Below are 22,845 nucleotides of genomic sequence, written 5' to 3' on the forward strand. Positions count from 1 at the left end.
CGGAGAGACTCGAACTCTCACACCTTGCGGCACTAGATCCTAAGTTTTTTCTAATTTGTATCTATAAATATTAAAATGCCTTATTATCAGTTACTTATGAAATTTTACAAATCAAATAATACCATAAAAAGCCATATAAAACCACCATTTGTTTTAACATTGTTTTACCAATTTTTGTATCTTTATAAAAAGAACAAATGGCAACGATTAAAGCATTACTTTGGAAAAAAGAGAATAAGGCAGGGGAATGCACCATCGCCATTCGCATTACTAAAAACAGGAAATCGACTTATATCCATACAGGTCAGAAAATTAAACCAAAATATTGGGATGAAGTAACGAGTAAAGTTAAAAAAAGCCACCCGAACTCGAATCGTTTAAACAATTTTATATCCTCCAAAGTCGTAGAAATTAATAAAACGCTATTAGACGTAGAGACAGAAGTCAATTCCAAAAGCCAAATTGCAGAAATAAAAAAAACAATTTCAGGCAAATATGAAAGCTCCTCGTTTTACACATTTGCCGAAGCCTATTTTGATGAACTTGAAAAGAACAAAAAGTATTCTCGCATCGATTGTGAACGACCCTTATTGAATAGGATTAAAAGGTATCCAAGAGCAAAGACGTTGACCTTCGAGGCCATCACCCCTCTTTTTCTACGAGGCTTCATCTCCTATTTAAGAAGCTCTAAAGATTCCGTTGGGGAAAGAAGTATTGTAAACACGCTAATTTTCATACGCACCTTGCACAACAGGGCTTCACAACAGGGCATTATCTCTAGGGACAGTTATCCTTTTGGGAATACCGATGGAAAGATTAAAATAAGAATTCCAAAATCTATAAAAATCGGTCTTACTGCGGAGGAAATCAAAATTATCGAAGAAATAGATCTTTCTGACAATCCAAAGCAACACCATACAAGAAATGTATTTCTTTTTAGTTTCTATCTCGCTGGAATGCGAGTTTCCGATGTAGTTCAAATGACTTGGGCAAACGTTCAGGGAGAAAGAATATATTATACCATGAACAAGAATCAAAAAAACCTTTCGCTCAAAATACATGGTAAACTTCAAAAAATATTGGATGAGTACCTCCCGACGAAAACCGCCCACACCGATTATATCTTCCCTGAATTGAAAGAAGCCGCCAATAATCCGAAAGATATTCTAAGGGTTAGCAAAACGGCAAACAAAAGACTTAATAGATACTTGGCGCAAATTGCCGAAAGAGCGGAAATAACAAAGAAAATCACAATGCACGTATCACGTCATTCCTTTGGGAATATATCCGGTGACCGAATTCCGTTGCAAGTTTTGCAAAAGCTTTATAATCACTCCGATATTAAAACAACAATTGACTATCAGCAGAACTTCGTAAACAAAGATTTGGACGATGCGCTTGATAGTGTCATTGGCTTTTAATCTATTCACGCATTGTGCTTTCTTAAATACTTTATCTTCTTCATAAATAGTTCTTTTTAAAATAATTATGTATTTTTGTTCATAATATTTATTTGTTCACGTTTTCGTGAACAATAAAATAAAGTGAACAATGAACGAGCAAGGAATTGTGCAATATGCATTGGCCAACCTTCAGAAAACAGGTAAAATCGAAGCCAAATGGCTTGATAACGCCCCCAATGAAGTCTTAGATGGCACGATAGCCCTTACCCTGAACAACCGGACTATCAAGCTCGGTGTAGAAATAAAAAAAGAGCTAAGAAATATCCATCTGCCAAAATTAGAGGCATTCGCCAAGGAGTATGAGCCATTTATAATCGTTGCACAAACCATATTTCCTAAAATAAAACAAGAGCTTCGTAACAGGAACATCGCCTATCTTGAGGCAAACGGCAATGTTTACCTCAACGAAAAAGAGACCTTCCTTTGGCTAGATGCCAATGAACCCATCGCAATAAAGCAAAAGACAACAAACAGGGCATTTACCAAAACCGGACTAAAAGTCGTTTACCAGTTCCTATTGGACGATAGATGGGTCAACAAAACCTATCGTGAAATAGCCGATAAAACAGATACAGGTATCGGCAATATTACGAACATCTTCAATGGCCTAAAGGATGATGGTTTCCTCATTCCACTTAACAAGGATACCTATATCTTAGAGAGCAATAAAAAGTTACTCGAAAAATGGATTTTGGCCTATGAAAAAAAGTTGAAACCAAATCTGGCCATTGGAACATACCGTTTTGTTGATAACGATACTGTTTTTAATTGGAAGGACATTAAACTAGAACAAGGGAAAACGTTCTGGGGAGGTGAACCCGCTGGGGATATCTATACCAATTACCTACGTCCGGAAGAGTTGACGTTATACACCACCGAACCAAGAAACGAACTGATGAAGAACTATAGACTTGTTCCCGATGAAGGCGGCAACGTCAAGATATACAAAAAATTCTGGAAAGACAATACGGAGGAAAAAGATGCGGTTCATCCTTTGCTCGCTTACGCTGACCTAATAATGAAAGGGGATAGACGATGTACCGAAACCGCAGAAAAAATATACAATGAGTACTTACAAGATAAATTTTAAACAACTCCGCCAAAGACCCGACTTTTTAGAAATGTTGGCAGCTTTAGAGCGAGGTTTTGCAGCATTCCAACTCGATTTTTATTTGGTCGGTGCCGTCGCCCGTGATGTATGGATGACGGCAATTAATGAAATCCCGCCAAGCAGAATTACAAGGGACATTGATTTTGCCGTTTTTATCGAAGACAAGGGAATCTATGAAAAACTAAAACGACACCTTATTAAAATAGAACACTTTCAACCTTCCAAAGAGAATAACTTCGTGTTATTTTGGCAGGGAAGAATGCAGGTTGACCTCCTTCCTTTCGGAAACATTGAAGATGAAAATGCCAAGGTAAGTTTGGAAGGTACTGGGCTTACCAGTTTGAACATGCCTGGCTTCAAAGAAATTTATGAAAGTGGATTGCCCGAAGTAGAATTGGAAGGGGAACATCGCTTTAAGTTTTGCACTTTGCCCGGAATCGTTATTCTAAAACTCATCGCTTGGGAAGACCGTCCTGAAATCAGAAGGGATGACCTAAAGGACATTCTGACAATACTGACTCATTTTTTTGAAATGTACACCGACCAAATTTACGAGTATCATTCAGATTTATTTGGCGACGATGATTTTGGACTAAATCTTATTGCCGCACGGGTTATGGGTCGGGAGATGAAGAAAATAGCGATCAGGAATGAAAAACTCTATGAAAGGCTGACCAATCTTCTAGAAAAAAATACGATGGATGTCAATACAAGTGAAATTGGGAAGATTATGGCAAATTGGGCCAATACTACCGTTGTGGAAAGTCTAAAACCATTAATTGAAATTCAGCTCGGTTTTCAAGGCGATTAAAAATTAATTTCCCGTCCTACCCCAAATCTTACCATGACTTACCCGCGCTTGGATCCTGCGGAGTTTCTTTAGCGTCCCGACAGGTAAGCGTTAAGAAGAAACTTCGTAGGGCGCGAACCGACCATGGCTCGGCACAGCATACTTCTTCTCTCCCTATCCACAAAAAGCACCCGCAGGGTGCCAAATTCTTTGACCGAATTCCTTTTAGGGTTTACATCGAAAGCCACTTGCCTTTATACTTTGACCGATCCGTCAACTCGTCCTTGAAACCGTTGAACATCTCTTCAGAGCTACTACTACTTCCCAATAATGAATTAACGGCATAAACGCCTTTCCGCAGCAGTCTATTTTGTTGGACGTTCGTTCTCCGTGCCACCAATTCGTTTATACTTTTCTCAAGCCCATTGTCCATATGATGCTGCACGATCTCCCTATGCAAGTTCGGGTAGGTTCTTTCGTTTGTCAGCATAAAGGCGAATTTGTCGTAGACCCCCCTTTCCATGAGATGGCCTGCCCATAGGTTTTTAAGGTTGTTCCTTCCATCTTCGACCAACCCTTGGATGACGGGTTCTTGTTTATTCAACGCTGTGGTCAGATCGGGAATTGAACTCAAATATTGGCTCGTCCTTTTTGGCAATGGGCAACTAGTTCTGTTGTCCGTATAAATGGATTTGACCTCGAAACCTTTTTCTCCCTTTACAAAATAGAATCCCTTGGCATTGAAAAGGGCGATATAGTCCTTTGGGGATTTTTCGAAAGGGGCATGCATCCGTTCCGCATTTTTTACATAGGAAGCCAAGGCGACTTTTTCATATTGATATTTGTAAACAGAATCCATTTTTTCGTAGAGTTTCGGAAATATCATGGGCAGAAAAATGACAGATGTGGTCAGCTTGGGACTGTTTTTGGAAGACTGTTCCGATAACATTTCGAGCATCAGATGGTTTTGACGGACGAATCCTGTGGACACATATTTTTCCATTTCCTTTGGAAAGGGCAAACGGCCTAAATGAACAGGAATCGTATGCTTGTTCGAATTGCTAAAGGAGTGCTTGTTGTCATGGTATTTTACGCCCAAGGATTGGAACAAAAGACGAACGCTGCCCTTTTCAGTACCAACATCGAAAACACCTTTTTCCAATATATTGCCGATAAGCCGGAACTTGCTTTCCAGCGTCTTCTTTTCCTTTTTGGTTTCCAGTTCGTACAATCTTTCCCTGACAACTGGAAACTCTGTTTTAAGTGCCTTGAGCAGCAATCCTTTTTGATTTTTTGGAATATAACGTTCAAGAAATTTGTAATTCTTCGATACCGATAGGTCCTTATCGATATCATCGAATTTCTTCGTCATGATATGTTCAGAGAACAGTCCATTCGGTCTTGGGGATTTTAGATAGGATGCGGTCAAAGCTTCTTTTATCACTTTTTGGATTTCCAACTTGAACTGTTTGCTTTCGATATTTATTGTCGTATGTTCATTCCCCTTTCCGAAAATATCCAAACGGTTTTGCATTCGGATGCTTGGGCTTAGCTCCCTATCCGCGAACACATACCCTGATTTGTCATAGATGGTATAGCCCTCGATAGCATCTTCTCCTTCGTCCAGTTTTATATCGATGCTTTGATATTCCTCCAGGACCCTTTCCAGTTCCCTTGGTTTGATGGTTTGAAAAAGGTCATAGGTAGTTTCTATCTGTTTCAACAGGCGTTTCCGGTGCATCGGCAACAGCTTCGATTTGGAATGGATGTCGAATACCTTTTGTAGTTTCGGGCCGCTCAGCCCTCGATGTACAGCGGAGCCGTTTATGAACCGAGTTCGATACCCTTTTTGGTTGTTCAGTCCGTAGGCTACCCCTATCCTTCCCGTTTCACTCTTGGTGGTTCTTAATTCGATATGATAAGACTTAACCAGTTTTGCCAATTCCTCGAAACTCCGCACCTTGTATTTCTGGTTGATACCGTTCAGTACATCCTGAAGATAATATTTTGTTCCTTTTTCCGCATCCATCCCAAATTGTAGTTCAGGCAATCGGTATATCGGGAGTTCCCTTTTCTGTTTTGTCGTCGGTGCCGGTGTCAGGTCGTACTTTCTTTCCAAGTGCTGCCGCGTCGCCATGCTCCTCCTATGGCTGTTATAAATTTCGAGTACTTTTCCATCTTCTTTGACGATAGTTGATATGATATGGACGTGTTCGTGCTTGGTATCATTGTGCCGTACCACTACATAGGGCTGTTCCCCGTAGCCCATATTTTCCATGTACTCCTCGGATATTTTTAGGAACGTATTGTCATCTAGGTGTTCGCCGTGCGGAAGGTTAAGGCTGATATGGGCATAGCGGTTCTTGGTGGCGTTGCGCTGTCCCTGAAAGTGCAGCACGCTCCCGAAGAACTTAGGCGATATGCTTTGGGAAAACGTATTGCCGTAACCGAGTACCTGCATACCTTCTTTCCCGAAGACATAGTTCAAAGTCCCTGTACAGGTTTCGCCGTAAATGATCTTTGCAATCATCCTGTTCTTTCATCCATCGTTATCTTGATAAGCGCGTACAGCAGTTCGTTGGTCTTATTAATTTCCCCTTCGAGGTTCGAATTCGGGCTTCTCAGGTTCTTATGGTGGGCGATCTTGACCAACTGGTTGATGTTGTTCCCTATCTTGTTGATATGGTAAGCGAGGTTCAAGGCATCTGGAAGTCTATCTTTTTCTTCGGCCTCTCGTTGCAAGACCAATCTTCTCAGCAGCGGGCTTATCGTTCCCCTTTCCGAAATATCCAGGTCATAGGATTCACAGATTTTCTTCAATTTTTCATATTCCGTATCGTTGAACCGTAGCATCACGTTGTGGTACCGTTTCATTTTCCCCAATCGTTTTCGGCCTCTTTTTCGTTGTTCCATTTTCTTAGCTTTTCAAGGCAAAACACTTCGCAAGAAGTAGACAATTCTAAGTTACTTAGAATGCACCTCGCTATCCGTTTCACGGATAAATATAAGTTATAGATGTTGAATATAACTAACTTATAATCATTTATTTAACTCTTAAAAACATATGGAACCATATGAGGTTATTTAAGACCAATCGGGAAATTTATCTGGTCTAATATGGTGTTGAAAAAATGGAAAGAAATACGGAAATATTCAATTTTTTTGTGGGTAGGGAGAAGAAAGGGCAAGCGGCTTTTCCGCCGCTTGGGCTTTTGCGCGGCTCCGAGGGTGTCGTTCAAAACTGTAGCGGAAAGACTTCCCGAGCGGACCGGCGAAGCGTGTCCGTACGGGGAGGATTGTAGTGTAAGGGTTGTACGACTTCCGCAGGGGCTTGGGAAAAATCTCTCAATTTACCGTTCTATAGTGGCCAAGATAATTTAACTACTTTTCAAGAATTTTGTACGCTCAATAAACTCTTTGCAAAAGGTGCGTTCTGTAAAGAGTGCAGATAACATTTTAAAAAGTTCAAATAAAGGTGGATTTAAATGTACTAGTACAATTAAGTTGAAATAAGCTTTATTTGAACTGGTCTAAGGCTTTTCATAGGAGGTTTTGTTGGCAATAGTTATTTTTACAACAAGTGTTTTCGGATACACCTTTTTTAATTCCGAAACATATTTTATTAGTTTACCATATCTTGATTTATCTACACTATTCAAATATGAAATCCAGCCATTTACTTCATTAAGAAGGACGGTGTTTTTCTGCTCTTTTGGTTTAGTAAGATGGAATATTTTTGAACGAACAATCCTATATTTTATCTTTCCAACTCCAAATCGATTGTTCGAGACTACTAACCCCGTAATTCTCTTAGCTCTACTAGCGCCAGCAACTCTTGTCTTTTTTTGGTTAATAAAAAAACCTTCATCTTCTATAATACTTTTTACAATTGGTAAAACCTGAATTGTACTTGAAGGATGAAGTCCAGAAAAAGATAAATCATCTGCATATCGAGTGTATGTAATTCCCCTTTTGCCAACAAATCCTTGTATGCGTTTATCTAATCTCCAAGTTATTAGATTAGCTAATTTAGGCGAACAAGGACTACCTTGCGGTAAAGAATTATCGCAAGTACAAATATTTGTTAGCATTGTTGAAATCAATTTATTGTAGCCTATTGATTTGAAAACATTATAAACTTGAATGTCAGTTACAGTTCCGAAAAAATCAGACAAATCAATTGTAAGCATACAATTTGCATTAATATGAGGTCTTGCGTTATCAGCAATTGAACTGCCTTTTTCAAAACCTTTGCAAGAGTCAGAAACCCTGAGTTTGTTTAGAATGTTGACTAATATCCAAGCTTGTAAACCTTTTAGGTTTTTACTTGGTTGACAAATAGTTCGAGTTCCGCCAGTTTTTTTCTTTAACGGAAATTTTTTATAATGAAAGTCTGACCTTACGGATAATTGATAAAGAGTATATTTTGAAAGATGGGTTATTTGAGAAAAATCATCGATTGTTTGGATTATTGGAAGTCCAAGCATATTCAATCGTATGTTTTCGTTTCTTGCCATAACTTTTTAGAATGAAGGAAAGAAAGTTCTTAATACTTCTCAATATTTGAGTGAAATTTAATGATATCTGAGGAATCGAAGATATCATTAAAATTTGCGATGATAGTATCTAAGTTTAAAACTCGAGTGTCGGAACAACACTCACTCACTTTTTTATTACATAACGCAATAAAAAGCGTCTAAAAAGAACTTTCTTATATCTTCATTTTTTTATTTCTTAATTTAAAATTTAAAAATTCTAATCTTAATTTGTCCAACGCTACTGTTTCTTCTTGAACCTTTATTCTGCTACTTACTTTTCGTAATCTTTCAAATTGCTCTAATCCCAAATCAGTCAATCTATAACCATCAATAGTATATTCAATTGCCTTTTTCTTGGTAAGCGTTGTTAATGCTGTTCGTGTCGCTTCATAGGAATTTGAAATATCATCAATTGCTTCACCAACTATTTTTCCTAAAGTCAAATCATTTATTGGCTCAAGTAAATATATTGTTGGAAGTAAAAATCTATCTAATTGAAGTAGATTTACAGCTTTTGTTTTAACTGCACTATTCTTTTTCGTGAAATTAATTGCATACTTAATTTCGTTAATTTCATTTGATATCTCATCCGGGTTGATGAAAATCACTCCACTTTTATTGGCTTTTTTTATCAGTTTTATCGGCCCTTGATTTATGAAACTTTTGTTTTTCTTATACTTTTGGTCAATCAGACAAACAATTTTTGCCCTCAAATTTTCATTATTAGCAAAAGCACCTAGTTCAGCAAAGGAGCCTGGACTTTCAGGAATCATTAATATAACGTCAACGCTATCGGCAAGTAAATTCTCGAGTGAAAGTAAATCTTTGCTTCTTGAACTATATAAAAGCTCATCAAAGATATCTTCGGGGTAAACAATTTCATACCGATATGAATTCCAAAAATTCTTAATCTCATTCGCTACCTTAAATCTCAATTTATCTTTTAAAGAGATGTCGGCACCACATAGAAACATAGTTGTTTTGAAAGTATTCAACGGTTTGTGAAAGTCGTCACGAATCCTTTTCGCTAACTTTTTACAATCTTCGTCCGATATTTTTCTATATGTACTCAATGTTTCATTCTTTTTGCCCTAGCCATCTACTTCCTATTTTTTTTAGATTATCTAAGTTTGTCGGAGGATTTATCCAACCCTTTACGAAACTTATGTCATTTGAATCCGGCAGCTGACTTTCGTCTAATTTATTAATCTTTATCCGACTTGGAAGTGCAGCTGCCTCTCCTACAAATATCGCTTCCCTTCTAACAAGGGAAGGAAGCATTTTAGTCAGCCCTAAAAGACTGTCAGGCAAAAATTTAGATACATGTTCTTGGTCGCTAGAATTAGTTAATCTCAGAATTATCCATGAATTACATTGAGAAAGAACTGTTGCCTCTACATCAGATGGTCTTTGCGAAACAAGCATTAGGCCGATTCCGTACTTTCTTCCTTCTTTTGCTATTCGCCTTACAGCCTCTTGAGCTTCTTTATATTGTGCTTCACCATGATTAGGAACATAACGATGCGCTTCCTCACATATAAATAGGACGGGGTCTTTTTCCCTCTCCACTCTTGTTTGCCATAATTTATATTGAAATAACAAACGTGCAATTAGAGCAGTTAGTGGTCCCGCAACCTCATTTGGAAGACCTGAAATATCAATGATTCTTAAGTTTTTATCATCTTGCTCACCAACAAATTGATTAAGGATTTCATCCAAGGTCGGCGATGACACACCAAACTCCTCCATTAGAAATGATAGTTGCGGATTGCTACGTAGTACTTTTAGCTTTTTAAGAATAGCTTCTATTTTCTGTCTGTTAGAATCGCTCGGTGTTAAGTTATCGATTTTTCCTGCTTTGCGTCCTTGAACTTTGTCCGCATGCTTTACAAATTCGGAAAGTAGGAATGGCATCGGTTTATCTCTATCGAAGTTGAGAATGTCATTCTCAGTTTTACCTGCTTTGGGAATCTCGCAGTCTGCTTGGCCCATCGGATCTTCTCCAACGTTTTCCACAAGTCCTGCATTGAGTAATCTAGCATAGTTTAAAGCTTGATAAATCATGTTTGTTTGGGACGTGGCTTCAAATTCAGTTTTTCCAATTACCAACGATTTAAATTCATCACTAGACATTAGCCAGTAGGGCAGTTTCAACTGTACAGAATCATTCGACTCCGCCGAAGCCTCATTATATGCTCTGTAAACCACTGCTTTTCCTTTAAAGGCTTTGGCATACTCACCATGAGGGTCAATTATTACGATTCTAGGAGTAATAGAACTTCCATTAGAATCATGTGATAAAACGGAATGTAGAATCGAGGCTACGGTGCCAGATTTCCCTGAACCTGTAGATCCTAAGATAGCACAATGATGTCCAAAAAGTTTATCGATATTAGCCCGGCAAATAGCAGAACTTCCTCCAACGTAATGGCCGATTGGAATCATTGGGTTATCACTTTTTTCATTTATATTTTCCGCAGCTCTGTATATACAGTCAAGCTCTCCGTTTAGACACAAAAAAGCGTCTTGCAGAGGTAAAGGGTAAGTTTCAATACCTCTTGAAAATGTCAATCTTTGTGCCTTTGTATCCCAAACGCCCTGACCAAATAGATCAGCTTCGAGAAGTCTTTTGTCATCTCCTGGTAATATTGGCGTTTTCCCTTCTTCTGCAAGAATATCAGAATGCATTCGTAACATTCTTACATATGCGAATAAAATCTTTCGGCCGAAATGAATTTTTATTATGCTTCCAATTTGACCTATTGAGTAGACTTGGCCGGATACTGCGCGTGTCAATTCAGTAATCTTCCCGTCTAATTCAATTCGAATTGTACTTCCATTCACTTCGGTAATTCTGCCTATCTTAAGACCAGAAGATGTTCTAAATAGTTGATTGGCCATAATTAATTGGATATATAGTTAGTTAATCCATCAAACTTCCACCAGTTAAGTTCGCCTTCTTCGTTTGGCTCAAGTGGTGTAATAGAATTATAGTAAATTCCCTTTTTTCCGGCAGCATAAACACGCTCGCCAAAATTTGGATTGGTTAGCCAAGAATCCAATGTCTTATTTACTTTTTGTCCATTGTTGTTATCCTCGGCAATAAAGGCGATGAGGGTTGTTCGATTCAATTGACTTGATAAAGCGGATTCTATTTCAGCATTGATATGCTCATCACCAAAACTATAGCCACATGTAATTAGTACGTTGTCATTCGATGAACTAAGCGCATTTCTAAAGCCGGTAAATAAGTATGAAAACGGATCTTTCTGTGTCTCAACATACTTGGTAGCTTGAGGGTAGATGAGAATATCCGATATATTTTTAAGGTATTTCGTTCCATATCTAGTTCTTACTAGACCTTTTTCATTGTCACGCTGCCAGTCGATTGAACCGTGCAGTTTATATAAATAGCATTTACTTGGATGAATTACTTCTTTAGAAAATTCATTTGCCGGATTCCAATATCCGATAGAACCACCTGAGAAACCATCAACAACAGTAATTTTTTCAAGTCCAAGTGCGTCTTCAAGTAACGTATCGTAGTTAGTTGTGAAAAACGTTAGTTTAGAGCGAGATGTTAGATTAGCTCTATTAGAATAAATGGACTGGATAAATTTAATGTGTTGGTCAATTTCAACTATAGGTTCTTCGGCCGTGCCGATTAATGGTTCTCCTCCATTTTTTGAATAGCCGTAGCGGACTGTAATTCCTATTGCTTTTATTATTGACTTATATAAATATAGAAGCTCAGCTTCAGAATAATTATTTTTTCCTATGGAAGCGCTCTTTGTTCTTGATCTTTCAGAAAGTGTTATTAAATCACCTAAGTGACTAAGATAATGCTCTATGTGTGCTGACTCCTCAAGCTCTTTGCCCAAAATCTTATAGATCTCAATGTTCTTTTCATGTGTTGATGCTTCTATAATTTCTTTTACCCTATCAGTTAAAGGATACATTAATGGAATGTTCGACTCATAACTTATCCCTGCACCAAATAGCCAATTTTGTCTTGGAGCATCAAGATGTTCTCTGAGTTTTTCGTTTATACTATTGAAATCTTGTTCTTCCATTTTCTATGATTATAATTTGATAAACTTCTTTTAATTGATTTTTTCCAAAAAATATTACCTGCCGTTCTTTATTATTTTTTCAAATAACCTCGATTTAATAAATCTTTCAAATGTCAATTCGTGATAGTCCACATTTTTTGACAGAGATTCATATCTGTAAATTAAGTCTTTTGCCCTGCTTTTATTAACAACAATAATTTGATTGTCAGGATTAAAATTTCTTTTAATCATTGCTCTGATATGAACATCAGCTTCTGGAAATGAATAGCCGATTATTACAAGAGTCTTTGCCGACCGCACCGTATATCCCGCTTCATCATAGAGTTTACTGAAAATGAAATTTGTATTTGTTTTTAAATGTGTCGGAACCTGAATATGTGAAGAGAGTTTGTTATCGTCAAACGGACAACTTGTAATGTCACTCTCAAAAAATGAATCAAATGAGTCTGTTTTTAAATTGATTCCGTGTTGCCAGGGAGTCAAGCCGATTTGGCCACAACAATTGCAATATTTCCAATTTAGGCTTCCGTGTATTTTAAGGAGTTTCGTTCTAATCGGTCTTTCATTACCAAACTGAGTTACCGGCTTGTTAGGATTGACCCACCAATCAAATGGAGTTGTATTATTAGGATATCTAAAGTTTATTAGGTCTATGCAATAGTCAATTAAATATTCACTGTAGATTCTATCAAATGACTCGTCAATAAGTGTGTCATAATTGGTTGTAATAACTCCGATTTCCTTTCGATTTGATTTTATTTTTTTCCAAAACTGTCTGAAATGCTCACTTTGTTTTGTTTTACTACTAATGACGTAATGAAGAACTTTTGTCAAATTAGATTTTAAGTCATGTAGTTCTTTTAATGTCCATTTTTTTGATAGACTTAGATCATTGTTTAAATGGAAGTCAATAAAACCAAAGACTTCTTCCAATGTCGGGTATCTATCTTTGGTGGAAAAGTTGCCTTTAAGAAATGAACGAATCTGTTTTCCTGCAGTCGATTTGGAGAGTTGTAAATCTGAGTCCTCTAATATTAGAGGAATAAGGTCAGCTTGTACAGGTATTCCGTCGCCATAAGAAGCACCTGCACCAAAAAGAAAGACTAACTCTGGTTTGTCATTTTGAATAGGCAATATGTCTTCTTTTCTAGTCTCCAAGAATACTACTTATTGATTTTCTTCCATTTCCATTCTCCCTCTCTCACACCGTAGAATGATTTGGAATGTCCTAACCATTTACCTTCCATATTGCTTCCATCTTGTATTTGAAGGTGAAAAGTCCCAAAATATCCAATTGGGTCATTGATGTCATACCATTCACCAATGAAATAGTCATTCATTATTGTTCCAAACACGCCATAAGTTTTACCATCAGCTATGAATTCTGCATAGCAGTATTTGCCCTGTTGCTTTATTCTCGGGTGACTATGTCTTTTAGTCTCTTCTTTGAATTTTTCACTGCTCTTTAATTCCCAATATTCTTCCCAATTTCCTGAAATATTTATTGGCTTTGTTCTGAAATAGTTTCTAAGCGGTATCCACCAAAAATATTTAATCCACCAATGAGCAATTTTGAAATCCAAGACTAACTTTATTATAAGTGCAAGTATGAATGTCACTGCCCCTGTTAACACACTCTCCCAATTAATCATAGTTATTAGTTTACTCATTTTTATTAATAGCAGGTAACGTAAGAGTATGTGCGCTTATACATATATCGACTTATACAGCGGGATACATGCACAAGTATTAATGTTTTTCTAAAGCAACAAGTCCTCAGAATTTCTAAAGTGGTAGGGGAGTAAACTTCAGTTAGTGTAGCTGCAATATAAGGTAAGTTGTGTAAACTTTCTTACGGAAAAGTGTAAAAAAGAATAAGATTGATCATTGTGATTTTAAACATTAATTTCAGCCATGCATAAATCTGTTTTTTCAGAACTCTTTACATTACGTCTTTTGGAGATGGTTTTCGGATTGCAGTTGAACTCCCTAAAATACACTCCAAAATAGCACAACTCTTTACAAAATCCGCTTTTTGTAAAGAGTTTAAAAGTGTCTCATAAAAGGTGAATTAACGAAACTACTAAAAGAGACCACAAATGCGACACTCAATTAAATCAAGATTCGTTTTGTCATAGCTGTACCATAAACGACCGTTTTATGTGGCTACAAATTTAACATATTCCTGTATTTAAGCAAATGCTAAAATACATACCTTTGTTTTATGGGAAAGCAAATATGTATTCGACTGGAAGCAGACGCAAAACAGATAATGGATTGTAGATCTTCAATAGCTGAGTTGGACAGTTCATTAAATTTTGTTTCCGAAGTCCTAAACTTGGCAGGAAACAAAGTCCGGCTTCAAATTCTCTTTTTGCTTCAAAGGGAGGAAAGACTATGTGTTTGTGATTTGAGCGATATACTTCAGATGAACGTGTCCGCAATTTCACAACACCTAAGAAAGCTAAAGGATAGAGATTTGGTCTACTCCACAAAAGAAGCGCAGACGATTTTTTATGCGCTTAACAAAGACAAGTTGGCGACATTGAGTCCAATTCTCGATTTATTGAAAAACGAAAATATTCTGGTATGATCGGAAATAGCAAATTAATCGGCACTTCGGTTCTGACTGCTCTGGCGGCATCCATATGTTGCATAACTCCCGTACTTGCTGTACTTGCAGGAACAACGGGTTTGGCTTCTACCTTTTCTTGGATAGAACCTTTTAGACCGTATTTAATAGGATTTACGGTTTTAGTCCTAGCCTTTGCCTGGTACCAAAAGTTCAAACCAAAAACCAAAGCGGAGATTGATTGTGCATGCGAAGATGAAAAACCGAAGTTTATCAACTCCAAGGGTTTTTTGTTTTTTATAACCTTATTTGCCGGAGTGATGTTAGCCTTTCCATATTACTCCCATATTTTTTATTCCAATCCCGATACCAATAAAGAAGTGGTGTATGTGGAGCAATCGAACGTTAAAGAAATCAGGGTAACTATTGAAGGGATGACCTGTACTGGTTGCGAAGCACATATCGAAAACGAAGTAAACAAACTCGACGGAATACTAAGAGTCGATGCAGATTACGAAGCGGCGAATACCATCGTAAAATATGATGATACTAAGGTTGATCTTCAAAAAATAGAAACTGCTATACTTAGCACGGGTTACAAAATAGTGAAGTAATGAAGATACTGTTAGAATCCACGGTTACTTGTCCTGAATGCGGACATAAAGCAAAAGAGGAGATGCCCACAACGGCGTGCCAGTTTTTTTACGAATGCAAGAATTGCAAAACGCTGCTAAAACCAAAAGAAGGCGATTGTTGCGTTTATTGTTCCTATGGAACTATTGCTTGCCCACCAATCCAAGAATGTTCAAGTTGCTGTAAATAGGCTAGGTAAAAGCCTAAAAGCACAAGTCGTTACTGGTTTTACCACCACTTCATTTTTTGCAACCGCACCGCATTCAATATAGCTAACAACGCCACGCCCACATCGGCAAAAACCGCTTCCCACATTGTTGCCAGGCCACCTGCACCCAAAATGAGCACAATAATTTTTACCCCGAATGCCATACCGATGTTCTGCCAAACGATACGTCTTGTAGAACGCCCTATTTTAATAGCCCTTCCAATTTTACTAGGTTGGTCGTTCTGGATGATGACATCAGCGGTCTCGATAGCGACATCACTGCCAAGACCTCCCATCGCTATTCCTACATCACTTGTCGCCGAGACAGGCGCATCGTTAATACCATCGCCAATAAAAGCAACTTTGGTATCGGGTTGTTTTTTGAGCTCTTCGACTTCGTTCAGTTTATCTTCCGGTAATAGACCACCCTTTGCCCAATCTATGCCCAATTCTTTTGCAACTTGTTGGGTTATGGAATCCTTGTCGCCTGAGAGCATAATGATTTTGGAAATCCCTGATTCCCTAATTTGTTTTATGGCTTGATGGGCATCTTCCTTCAATTCGTCGGCAATAGTTACATAACCTGCAAATTTTCCATCAATGGCGACCATTACAATTGATTCTACGATACTATCTGTTTCTGAATTAACCTGTATTTTGTTCGAGGTCATTAAGGCTTTATTTCCTACCAACACTATTTTTCCATTGACAGTTCCTTTTAACCCTTTTCCGGCGACTTCGGAAACCTCAGTCGCTTCAAAATCCGTACCGTCTGCCTTGTATTCCAATATCGCCTTGGCAATGGGGTGCGTGGATTGTTCTTCCATTGCCATTAAGTACTGCATAAATTCAGCTTCGGTAAATGCCGAGCTGTTTACCACTTCCTTGATTTTAAAGACCCCCTTGGTTACAGTTCCCGTTTTGTCCATTACGACTGTGTTCACTTTGGTCATTGCGTCCAAAAAAGATGCACCTTTGAACAGAATCCCGTTTCGGGATGCCGCACCCAATCCCCCGAAATAGCCAAGGGGAATGGAAATGACCAACGCACAGGGGCAGGAAATCACAAGGAATATCAGAGCACGGTACAACCAATCCCGAAACACGTAATCGTCCACAAAAAGGTAAGGCAGGAACGTCAGGCCGATGGCGAGGAATACGACGATGGGCGTATAGATGCGTGCAAATTTTCTAATGAACAGTTCGGTCTTTGATTTTCTCGCGGTCGCGTTTTGCACCATATCGAGAATACGTGCGATAGAACTGTCCTTAAATTCCTTGGTCGTCTCGATTTCGATTACGCCATCAAGATTGATGCTTCCGGCGAAAACGGTATCGCCCTTGGTGATGGTATCGGGTTTGCTTTCTCCTGTCAAGGCCGCGGTATTGAAAGAACCCTTTTTTGAAAGTAGTATACCATCGAGCGGTACTTTTTCGCCCACACGAACCTGAATTGTCTCTCCAATCCGGACGATCTCGGGATTGACCGGAACAAAATCCCCATCACGATATACCAGTGCCTCGTTCGGACGGACATCGAGTAACGCCTTTATGTTTCCTTTTGCCCGGTTGACCGCTGCATTTTGGAACAGTTCGCCCACGGCATAGAAAAGCATTACGGCCACACCTTCCGGATATTCCCCGATGGCGAACGCCCCCAAGGTTGCGATTGACATCAGGAAGAATTCGGTAAAGAAATCGCCGTTCTTGATACTGTTCCAACCTTCCTTGATTACGGGAAATCCGACCGGAATATAGGCCACCGTGTACCATACGATCCTAATCCATCCTTTGAAAAAAGGGAATGCGTCAAAATAATCAATCGCAATCCCTACTATCAGCATTACGAAGCTGAAAATTGCCGGCAAATAGGTTCTAAAATTTGATGCTTTTTCGGGACTTCCATGGTTGTGCCCGTCATCGTGTGTATGTTCTCCTTGATGTTTTTTGGGGTCTATTTCCCGCAGGCTTACTTTTTTCTTTTTCATAATTATTGCAAGAACATAAAAATAAGAATGCAACAGAAGTGCATTTATTGTCCGCTACACTTCTCGCAAATACCTTTAAGCACCAAATTGGCATCCTCGGCCACAAACCCATCAGGCAAGCTGATATGAGGTATTTTATGAGCTGTAAGGCACACCGTTTCGTTACAGTTGCTACAATGAAAGTGAAGATGTAAATCTTGCTCTAGTTCACAATTACACCCCGGTTCGCACAGTGCATATTTCTGTATGCCGGTTCCATCGTCAATTTGATGTACCACTCCTTTTTCCTCAAAAGTTTTCAATGTTCTGTATAATGTAGTTCTGTCCGCTTTTGCGAAAACGTTCTCAATGTCGGTCAGAGCGACTGCAACTTCCTTTTCGGCCATATACTTATATATCAATATGCGCATCGCCGTAGGGCGTACCTTCTTCTCTACCAACAATTTTTCTATTTCTTTCATATTAAAAAACAAGACCCATGGTGCACGCCCCTTTACTTTTTTCGCCAATTAGAAAGGCGTAATTTATTACAAAATCGATATAGTTACTTTTTTAAGCAAATACTACTTACTAAAAATTGTAAAAAAATCTACTCCATCCCCTCATGTCCTTCATGCCCAGTCATTGTTTTTCCGCCTTCTTCGTTCATCATGGATTTTTTGCCTTTAAGTTGGGCAGCGGCATCAACGGTAAAAGTTCCATTGGTCACGATTTCATCTCCGTTTTCCAGACCTGAAAGAACGATATACCCGCCGTTAACGGCATCCCCAATAGCAATTTGTCGCATCTCGAAAATTGGGCTATTAGGGTCGGTCTTAACGTAGACGACTGAACGTTCGCCGGTCCAAAGCACGGCACTTTCTTGTATTACAAGGGTATCATCTTTTTTATCTGATACCAAGGCCAATGAACCTGCTACGAACATTCCCGGTTTTAAATGCCCATTTGGATTATTCAAAACTGCGCGAACTTCAACCGTTCTTGTTGAGGAATTGAGTATTGGGTCAATAAAAGAAATCTTGGCATTATATTTTTTATCGGGATAGGACTTCGTAACAATCTCGATATTCTGCCTCTCCTTCAAAAGGGAAACCTGATTTTCGTAGGCGTCGAAAACGGCCCATACAGTTCCCAAATTCGCTATTTTAAATATGGGCGAACCCTTTTTTACATAGTCCCCGGCCTCGACCATAATCTCGGATACCGTACCGGAAACATTCGCATAAATCGGAAAATTCTCCTGTACTTTACCCGATGTCTCAATCAGCTCGATCTGTTTTTCGGAAAGTTTCCACAATTTTAGTTTGTTGCGTACCGCTTTATATAAATCGGGTTGTGATTCTTTTAGACTGGCAGCGGTAATCAATTCCTGTTGTGCGGAAACCAGTTCGGGGGAATAAAGCGTAGCAAGTTGTTGTCCGTTTCGGACTTCCTCGCCCTCCGAATTGACAAACAGTTTCTCGATACGACCATCAAAATAAGAGGCCTGGGTCGCGACCGCTTTTTCATTTTCTTCTATAGTTCCCGAAAGTTTAAGGGTGTTATCTCCAGAAGTACCCGAACCCACTTTTGTAGTCCTAATATTTGCCAACGCCATAGCATTTTTTGTCATTTTGAACTGGCCCATGGCCATGCCCTCATCATTTGATTCCGCGGGAATCAAATCCATGCCACAAATGGGGCAATCGCCCGGTTCAGGCTGCATGATCTGGGGGTGCATCGAACACGTCCACATTTCGCCCGATTCCATTTCTTGGGTGTGGTCGTGTTCGGGGTTAATTCCATCGTTAGAATTACTACCAAAAATGAGCCAGCCACATAGTAGTCCTACGAGTACTGCAATAGCGATATAAATGATGTTTTTGTTCATAATATTATTCGTTTTCCAGACGTTCGATCATCTGTTTCATTTCTTCAATTTCCTTACGTTGCGCTTTGATAATATCCTCAGCTAATTTCCTAACCTCTGGATCTTGAATATCGGCACGTTCACTTGTCAATATAGCTATCGAGTGATGCGGTATCATAGCTTTCATCCAAAGCACGTCGCCAACGATTGGCGCTTGAATTCTCACTAAACCGAGTGCGCCTAAAAAAAGAACCAAACTGCCCACGAGTATACCTACATTCTTCTTTTTGTCATTGTACATTTTGCGCATAAAGAACCACATAATCACAGCCATTGCGGCGATTCCCAAGCAAACCATATAGAAGCGGGTTAGGCTAAAAAATACATGGTCTAAGGAATACGTGTTTAAATACATCGTAATGTACATGGCTACAAATGAGCAAGCCAGCATTATGAAGAATGTCTTATAGTTTCCGTCTTTTGAATGTTGTTTTGAATTTTCCATTTTTTTCAGGTTTTATGTTCATTAAATTATTTAATTGATATTGTCCGTAATCTAAGGGCATTGGCTATGACCGATACGGAACTGAAACTCATGGCCAAGGCCGCTATCATAGGGGAAAGCAGAATTCCGAAAAACGGATAAAGAACCCCAGCGGCAATAGGTACGCCCAAAGTGTTGTATATAAGGGCAAAGAATAGGTTTTGCTTGATATTCTTCATTACGGCATCGCTCAGGTTTCTTGCTTTGACGATACCCTGTAAATCCCCTTTTACCAAAGTGATCGCCGCGCTCTCGATGGCGACATCGGTACCTGTTCCCATGGCAATGCCCACATCGCTTTTTGCCAATGCCGGAGCATCATTGATACCATCGCCTGCCATTGCGACCACTTTACCGCTTTCCTGAAGTTTTTCGACTTCCCTTAGTTTATCTTCCGGTAACATTCCTGCCTTGAAGTCCGCTAAGTTGAGTTCGCTGGCCACGGCCTGCGCCGTATCGTGATTATCGCCCGTAAGCATGATCACATCGATACCTTTTTCCTGTAGCTCTTTGATAGCCTTGGCACTTGTTTTCTTTATCTTGTCCCCAATGACAACATAGCCTGCAACCGTTCCGTCAATGGCGAGATAAGAAACCGTCTTTCCCTGTTTTTGATAGCTTTTGGCCTCGTCCTTCATTTCCGAAGAAATGGTGCCATTGGCATAGTCCATCATTTTAGGATTGCCCAAATCCAACTTTTTGCCATCGACTTTTCCTTCGACACCTTTTCCGGTTACCGCACTGAATCCATCGACCTTTTTGATTTCTGTATTTTGTTCCTTTCCATAGCTTACGGTCGCTTCCGCCAGTGGATGCTCACTATTGCTGTTCAATGAGACAATATACTGCAATATCTCTTCCTCGGAATAGGTGTTACCGAACACACCTATCTTTTCTACGGTGGGTTTTCCTTCGGTAATGGTTCCCGTTTTGTCCACGATAAGCGTATTGACCTTATTCATTTTTTCCAAGGCTTCGGCATTCTTGATGAGTACACCGTTCTGCGCTCCTTTGCCCACACCGACCATTACGGACATCGGCGTTGCCAATCCCAATGCACAGGGGCAGGCGATGATGAGTACGGCGATGGCGTTGACCAAAGCAAAGACGTAGGCCGGATCAGGCCCCCAAACTGCCCAAACGATAAATGTGATTATCGCGATCAGTACTACAATGGGCACAAAATATGCGGATACCGTATCGGCCAAGTTTTGTATGGGCGCACGGCTACGGCTTGCATCGTTTACCATGTGGATGATTTGCGAGAGCAAGGTGTCCGAACCTACTTTCTCCGCCTTCATCAAAAAAGACTGGTTCCCGTTTATCGTTCCGCTACTGACCTTATCATCTACCGATTTATTGACCGGAATAGGTTCGCCCGTAATCATCGATTCATCCACGGAGGTGCTCCCCTCGGTTACTACACCATCCACAGGAATTTTGTCCCCCGGCTTTACCTTTAGGATATCCCCCAATGCAATCTTGTCAATAGGCACTTCCACTTCTTCGCCATCGACAATCTTAACGGCTTTGTTGGGGGCGAGTTTCAGCAGTTCCTTTACTGCCGAGTTGGTCTTGCTGTGTGCGCGGGCTTCCAAAAGCTGCCCTAACAACACCAAGGTCAGAATAACGGTAGCCGCCTCAAAATAGACATGGACTGCCCCTGATTCCGTCTTGAACTCCGATGGAAAAATATCCGGAACCAACATACCGACCACGCTGAAGAGCCAAGCGACCCCCGCACCGATTCCGATAAGTGTAAACATATTCAGGTTCCATGTTTTGATACTGCGGTAGGCCCGTTCGAAGAACATCCAAGTGGCGTAAAACACCACGGGAATCGATAGTGCAAACTGAATCCAATTCCAATTTTTCTGTTTCAAGATATCGTATAACGGATTGTTGGTAATCATTTCACTCATCGCGATCAGGAAGATCGGCAATGTAAACGCTGCGGCAACCCAGAACTTTTTAAGTAACTTTCTATAGGTCTTCTCCTCTGCGGAAATGTCGGGTTGCATTGGCACCAAATCCATACCACATATTGGGCAGCTTCCTGGCTCGTCCTTGACCACTTCGGGATGCATCGGACACGTCCATTGTTCGGAAGATGAAACGGACTGATTTTGTTCCTCGACCAAATCCATTCCACATACGGGACAATCGCCCGGATTGTCATAGGTTTTGTCGCCTTCGCAATGCATTGGGCAATAGAACGTTCCCGTTCCTTTGGACTTTTCGGTTTGCTTTTCTGCCGTATGTTGATGCTCTCCCTGTGTATGGATGCTATACTGGTCTCCATCATTTTTCAAAACCTCTTGAAACTTTTCCAAGGGAATATGTTTTTCCATCTCAATGGTAGCTTCCGATTTTCCCAAATCGACAGAAACTTGGGTCACACCTTCCACTTCGGAAAGTGTTTTCTCCACATGGCTGCGACAGCCGTTGCAGGTCATTCCGTGTATGTGATAGGTGTGTTTCATATTTTACTTTTTTATGGTTTCAGTAACCTTTCCACACTTCAACATTTTATCCCCGTAGTATGGATTCTTTATTTCCTCCACATTGGAGATCCAGTAACCGCCCTTACCGTCAAATGCCATTGGGCAAAACTGTTTGTAGATTGCCCCTTCGGAAATCGATTCCTTGAACATCGGCTCCACCTTTTCGGTAAATTGGGAAAAGAACTCCCGTTGCTTTTCAATATCATCGGCTTCGGCCATGGCCATTGCCATCGATTTCATTTCTTCCCGTTCTTCTGAAAAACTCTCCGCCAGATTTCCCGCGGCCGTTTGTACTTCCCCGGCATCGGAATTGACCAAGGCCATACGGATCTGTTGATAGTTATGGAAAACCTTGCCCGTCATGCCTTCCGAAAAGGAGGCATCGGCGATGTCAGCCGTATTCTCCTTCTTGGTTTCCAATTCTTCAGGAGTACTGATTTTGGCATCCTGTTTATTCTTTGTTTCCCCACATGAGGCCAAAGTAATCAGCGTGATTGTTGCGATTGTCAGCGTTGCGTTTCGTTTCATATTTTTCATTTTTAGAATTTATAATAGAAATTGATAATCAGTTA

20 protein-coding genes and 1 pseudogene are annotated in these 22,845 nt (G+C 39.8%); 7 read left to right on the forward strand and 14 right to left on the reverse strand.

All coding sequences use genetic code 11. The features are described from left to right. Positions 1–197 precede the first annotated feature (197 nt). From MS6x_RS06570 to MS6x_RS06580, 3 genes are all read left to right on the forward strand, one after another. Complete coding sequence (locus MS6x_RS06570; protein WP_482606225.1) at positions 198–1,421, forward strand: tyrosine-type recombinase/integrase; 1,224 nt, start codon at positions 198–200, stop codon at positions 1,419–1,421. Between the two features lie 130 nt (positions 1,422–1,551). Continuing rightward, the gene (locus MS6x_RS06575) at positions 1,552–2,553 is read left to right on the forward strand and encodes a type IV toxin-antitoxin system AbiEi family antitoxin (RefSeq protein ID WP_482606227.1); all 1,002 of its coding nucleotides are present in this window, start codon (positions 1,552–1,554) and stop codon (positions 2,551–2,553) included. Further along, on the forward strand, positions 2,528–3,385 hold the full coding sequence (locus MS6x_RS06580) for a hypothetical protein (RefSeq protein WP_482606228.1): 858 nt from the start codon (positions 2,528–2,530) through the stop codon (positions 3,383–3,385). The genes MS6x_RS06575 and MS6x_RS06580 overlap by 26 nt, the downstream gene beginning before the upstream one ends. A gap of 211 nt (positions 3,386–3,596) precedes the next feature. Here MS6x_RS06580 and MS6x_RS06585 read toward each other — a convergent pair whose 3' ends face one another. Both MS6x_RS06585 and MS6x_RS06590 read right to left on the reverse strand, forming a co-directional pair. Further along, on the reverse strand, positions 3,597–5,894 hold the full coding sequence (locus MS6x_RS06585; RefSeq protein ID WP_482606230.1) for a relaxase/mobilization nuclease domain-containing protein: 2,298 nt from the start codon (positions 5,892–5,894) through the stop codon (positions 3,597–3,599). After that, the gene (locus tag MS6x_RS06590) at positions 5,891–6,277 is read right to left on the reverse strand and encodes a plasmid mobilization protein (protein WP_482606232.1); all 387 of its coding nucleotides are present in this window, start codon (positions 6,275–6,277) and stop codon (positions 5,891–5,893) included. The genes MS6x_RS06585 and MS6x_RS06590 overlap by 4 nt, the downstream gene beginning before the upstream one ends. Before the next feature lie 218 nt (positions 6,278–6,495). Between MS6x_RS06590 and MS6x_RS06595 the strand changes: the two genes are divergently transcribed. Further along, entirely contained in the window at positions 6,496–6,666 is a 171-nt protein-coding gene (locus tag MS6x_RS06595) for a hypothetical protein (protein WP_482606234.1), read from the forward strand. A gap of 228 nt (positions 6,667–6,894) precedes the next feature. On the opposite strand, the gene MS6x_RS06600 is transcribed toward MS6x_RS06595, so the two are convergent. The 6 genes from MS6x_RS06600 to MS6x_RS06625 form a co-directional block, all read right to left on the reverse strand. Beyond that, positions 6,895–7,881, reverse strand: coding sequence for a retron St85 family RNA-directed DNA polymerase (locus MS6x_RS06600; RefSeq protein WP_482606236.1), 987 nt, complete (start codon positions 7,879–7,881; stop codon positions 6,895–6,897). Between the two features lie 194 nt (positions 7,882–8,075). Further along, entirely contained in the window at positions 8,076–8,975 is a 900-nt protein-coding gene (locus tag MS6x_RS06605; RefSeq protein WP_482606238.1) for a retron St85 family effector protein, read from the reverse strand. A gap of 4 nt (positions 8,976–8,979) precedes the next feature. Further along, on the reverse strand, positions 8,980–10,803 hold the full coding sequence (locus MS6x_RS06610; RefSeq protein ID WP_482606240.1) for an ATP-binding protein: 1,824 nt from the start codon (positions 10,801–10,803) through the stop codon (positions 8,980–8,982). 2 nt (positions 10,804–10,805) lie between these two features. After that, positions 10,806–11,975, reverse strand: a complete 1,170-nt coding sequence (locus tag MS6x_RS06615) for an SIR2 family protein (protein ID WP_482606241.1) — start codon at positions 11,973–11,975, stop codon at positions 10,806–10,808. A 54-nt stretch (positions 11,976–12,029) separates the two neighbouring features. After that, positions 12,030–13,133, reverse strand: a complete 1,104-nt coding sequence (locus tag MS6x_RS06620) for an SIR2 family protein (protein WP_482606242.1) — start codon at positions 13,131–13,133, stop codon at positions 12,030–12,032. Between the two features lie 5 nt (positions 13,134–13,138). Continuing rightward, complete coding sequence (locus MS6x_RS06625; protein ID WP_482606243.1) at positions 13,139–13,627, reverse strand: hypothetical protein; 489 nt, start codon at positions 13,625–13,627, stop codon at positions 13,139–13,141. Between the two features lie 572 nt (positions 13,628–14,199). Here MS6x_RS06625 and MS6x_RS06630 point away from each other — a divergent pair. Genes MS6x_RS06630 through MS6x_RS06640 form a run of 3 tightly spaced genes read left to right on the forward strand, consistent with a single transcriptional unit; the run spans position 14,200 to position 15,370 of the window. Next, complete coding sequence (locus tag MS6x_RS06630) at positions 14,200–14,568, forward strand: ArsR/SmtB family transcription factor (protein ID WP_482606244.1); 369 nt, start codon at positions 14,200–14,202, stop codon at positions 14,566–14,568. Continuing rightward, a complete protein-coding gene (merTP, locus tag MS6x_RS06635; protein WP_482606245.1) occupies positions 14,565–15,161 on the forward strand; it encodes a mercuric transport protein MerTP in 597 nt (198 codons plus the stop codon). The genes MS6x_RS06630 and merTP overlap by 4 nt, the downstream gene beginning before the upstream one ends. Next, positions 15,161–15,370, forward strand: coding sequence for a GDCCVxC domain-containing (seleno)protein (locus MS6x_RS06640; protein WP_482606247.1), 210 nt, complete (start codon positions 15,161–15,163; stop codon positions 15,368–15,370). Before merTP ends, MS6x_RS06640 begins: the two co-directional genes overlap by 1 nt. A 38-nt stretch (positions 15,371–15,408) precedes the next feature. On the opposite strand, the gene MS6x_RS06645 is transcribed toward MS6x_RS06640, so the two are convergent. The 6 genes and pseudogenes from MS6x_RS06645 to MS6x_RS06670 all read right to left on the reverse strand — a co-directional run bounded on the left by MS6x_RS06645 (position 15,409) and on the right by MS6x_RS06670 (position 22,801). After that, complete coding sequence (locus MS6x_RS06645) at positions 15,409–17,376, reverse strand: heavy metal translocating P-type ATPase (RefSeq protein WP_482606249.1); 1,968 nt, start codon at positions 17,374–17,376, stop codon at positions 15,409–15,411. Positions 17,377–17,420: 44 nt separating this feature from the next. Beyond that, complete coding sequence (locus MS6x_RS06650) at positions 17,421–17,837, reverse strand: Fur family transcriptional regulator (protein WP_482607150.1); 417 nt, start codon at positions 17,835–17,837, stop codon at positions 17,421–17,423. Between the two features lie 131 nt (positions 17,838–17,968). Then, positions 17,969–19,246, reverse strand: a pseudogene (locus tag MS6x_RS06655) (efflux RND transporter periplasmic adaptor subunit); the annotation flags it as partial. Between the two features lie 4 nt (positions 19,247–19,250). Next, on the reverse strand, positions 19,251–19,730 hold the full coding sequence (locus MS6x_RS06660; RefSeq protein WP_482606251.1) for a DUF305 domain-containing protein: 480 nt from the start codon (positions 19,728–19,730) through the stop codon (positions 19,251–19,253). A 26-nt stretch (positions 19,731–19,756) separates the two neighbouring features. Next, the gene (locus MS6x_RS06665; RefSeq protein WP_482606253.1) at positions 19,757–22,252 is read right to left on the reverse strand and encodes a heavy metal translocating P-type ATPase; all 2,496 of its coding nucleotides are present in this window, start codon (positions 22,250–22,252) and stop codon (positions 19,757–19,759) included. Positions 22,253–22,255: 3 nt separating this feature from the next. Beyond that, positions 22,256–22,801, reverse strand: coding sequence for a DUF3347 domain-containing protein (locus MS6x_RS06670; RefSeq protein WP_482606255.1), 546 nt, complete (start codon positions 22,799–22,801; stop codon positions 22,256–22,258). Positions 22,802–22,845 lie beyond the last annotated feature (44 nt).

Source organism: Maribacter sp. MS6 (assembly GCF_056839185.1).

What these genes read in the sequence shown, in the direction of transcription:
- MS6x_RS06665 (WP_482606253.1), bottom strand. Translation starts at nt 22,252, where the DNA reads ATGAAACACACCTATCACATACACGGAATGACCTGCAACGGCTGTCGC.
- MS6x_RS06575 (WP_482606227.1), top strand. Translation starts at nt 1,552, where the DNA reads ATGAACGAGCAAGGAATTGTGCAATATGCATTGGCCAACCTTCAGAAA.
- MS6x_RS06595 (WP_482606234.1), top strand. Translation starts at nt 6,496, where the DNA reads ATGGAAAGAAATACGGAAATATTCAATTTTTTTGTGGGTAGGGAGAAG.
- MS6x_RS06580 (WP_482606228.1), top strand. Translation starts at nt 2,528, where the DNA reads ATGAGTACTTACAAGATAAATTTTAAACAACTCCGCCAAAGACCCGAC.
- MS6x_RS06610 (WP_482606240.1), bottom strand. Translation starts at nt 10,803, where the DNA reads ATGGCCAATCAACTATTTAGAACATCTTCTGGTCTTAAGATAGGCAGA.
- merTP (WP_482606245.1), top strand. Translation starts at nt 14,565, where the DNA reads ATGATCGGAAATAGCAAATTAATCGGCACTTCGGTTCTGACTGCTCTG.
- MS6x_RS06625 (WP_482606243.1), bottom strand. Translation starts at nt 13,627, where the DNA reads ATGATTAATTGGGAGAGTGTGTTAACAGGGGCAGTGACATTCATACTT.
- MS6x_RS06660 (WP_482606251.1), bottom strand. Translation starts at nt 19,730, where the DNA reads ATGGAAAATTCAAAACAACATTCAAAAGACGGAAACTATAAGACATTC.
- MS6x_RS06670 (WP_482606255.1), bottom strand. Translation starts at nt 22,801, where the DNA reads ATGAAACGAAACGCAACGCTGACAATCGCAACAATCACGCTGATTACT.
- MS6x_RS06615 (WP_482606241.1), bottom strand. Translation starts at nt 11,975, where the DNA reads ATGGAAGAACAAGATTTCAATAGTATAAACGAAAAACTCAGAGAACAT.
- MS6x_RS06600 (WP_482606236.1), bottom strand. Translation starts at nt 7,881, where the DNA reads ATGGCAAGAAACGAAAACATACGATTGAATATGCTTGGACTTCCAATA.
- MS6x_RS06630 (WP_482606244.1), top strand. Translation starts at nt 14,200, where the DNA reads ATGGGAAAGCAAATATGTATTCGACTGGAAGCAGACGCAAAACAGATA.
- MS6x_RS06585 (WP_482606230.1), bottom strand. Translation starts at nt 5,894, where the DNA reads ATGATTGCAAAGATCATTTACGGCGAAACCTGTACAGGGACTTTGAAC.
- MS6x_RS06570 (WP_482606225.1), top strand. Translation starts at nt 198, where the DNA reads ATGGCAACGATTAAAGCATTACTTTGGAAAAAAGAGAATAAGGCAGGG.
- MS6x_RS06640 (WP_482606247.1), top strand. Translation starts at nt 15,161, where the DNA reads ATGAAGATACTGTTAGAATCCACGGTTACTTGTCCTGAATGCGGACAT.
- MS6x_RS06645 (WP_482606249.1), bottom strand. Translation starts at nt 17,376, where the DNA reads ATGAAAAAGAAAAAAGTAAGCCTGCGGGAAATAGACCCCAAAAAACAT.
- MS6x_RS06650 (WP_482607150.1), bottom strand. Translation starts at nt 17,837, where the DNA reads ATGAAAGAAATAGAAAAATTGTTGGTAGAGAAGAAGGTACGCCCTACG.
- MS6x_RS06590 (WP_482606232.1), bottom strand. Translation starts at nt 6,277, where the DNA reads ATGGAACAACGAAAAAGAGGCCGAAAACGATTGGGGAAAATGAAACGG.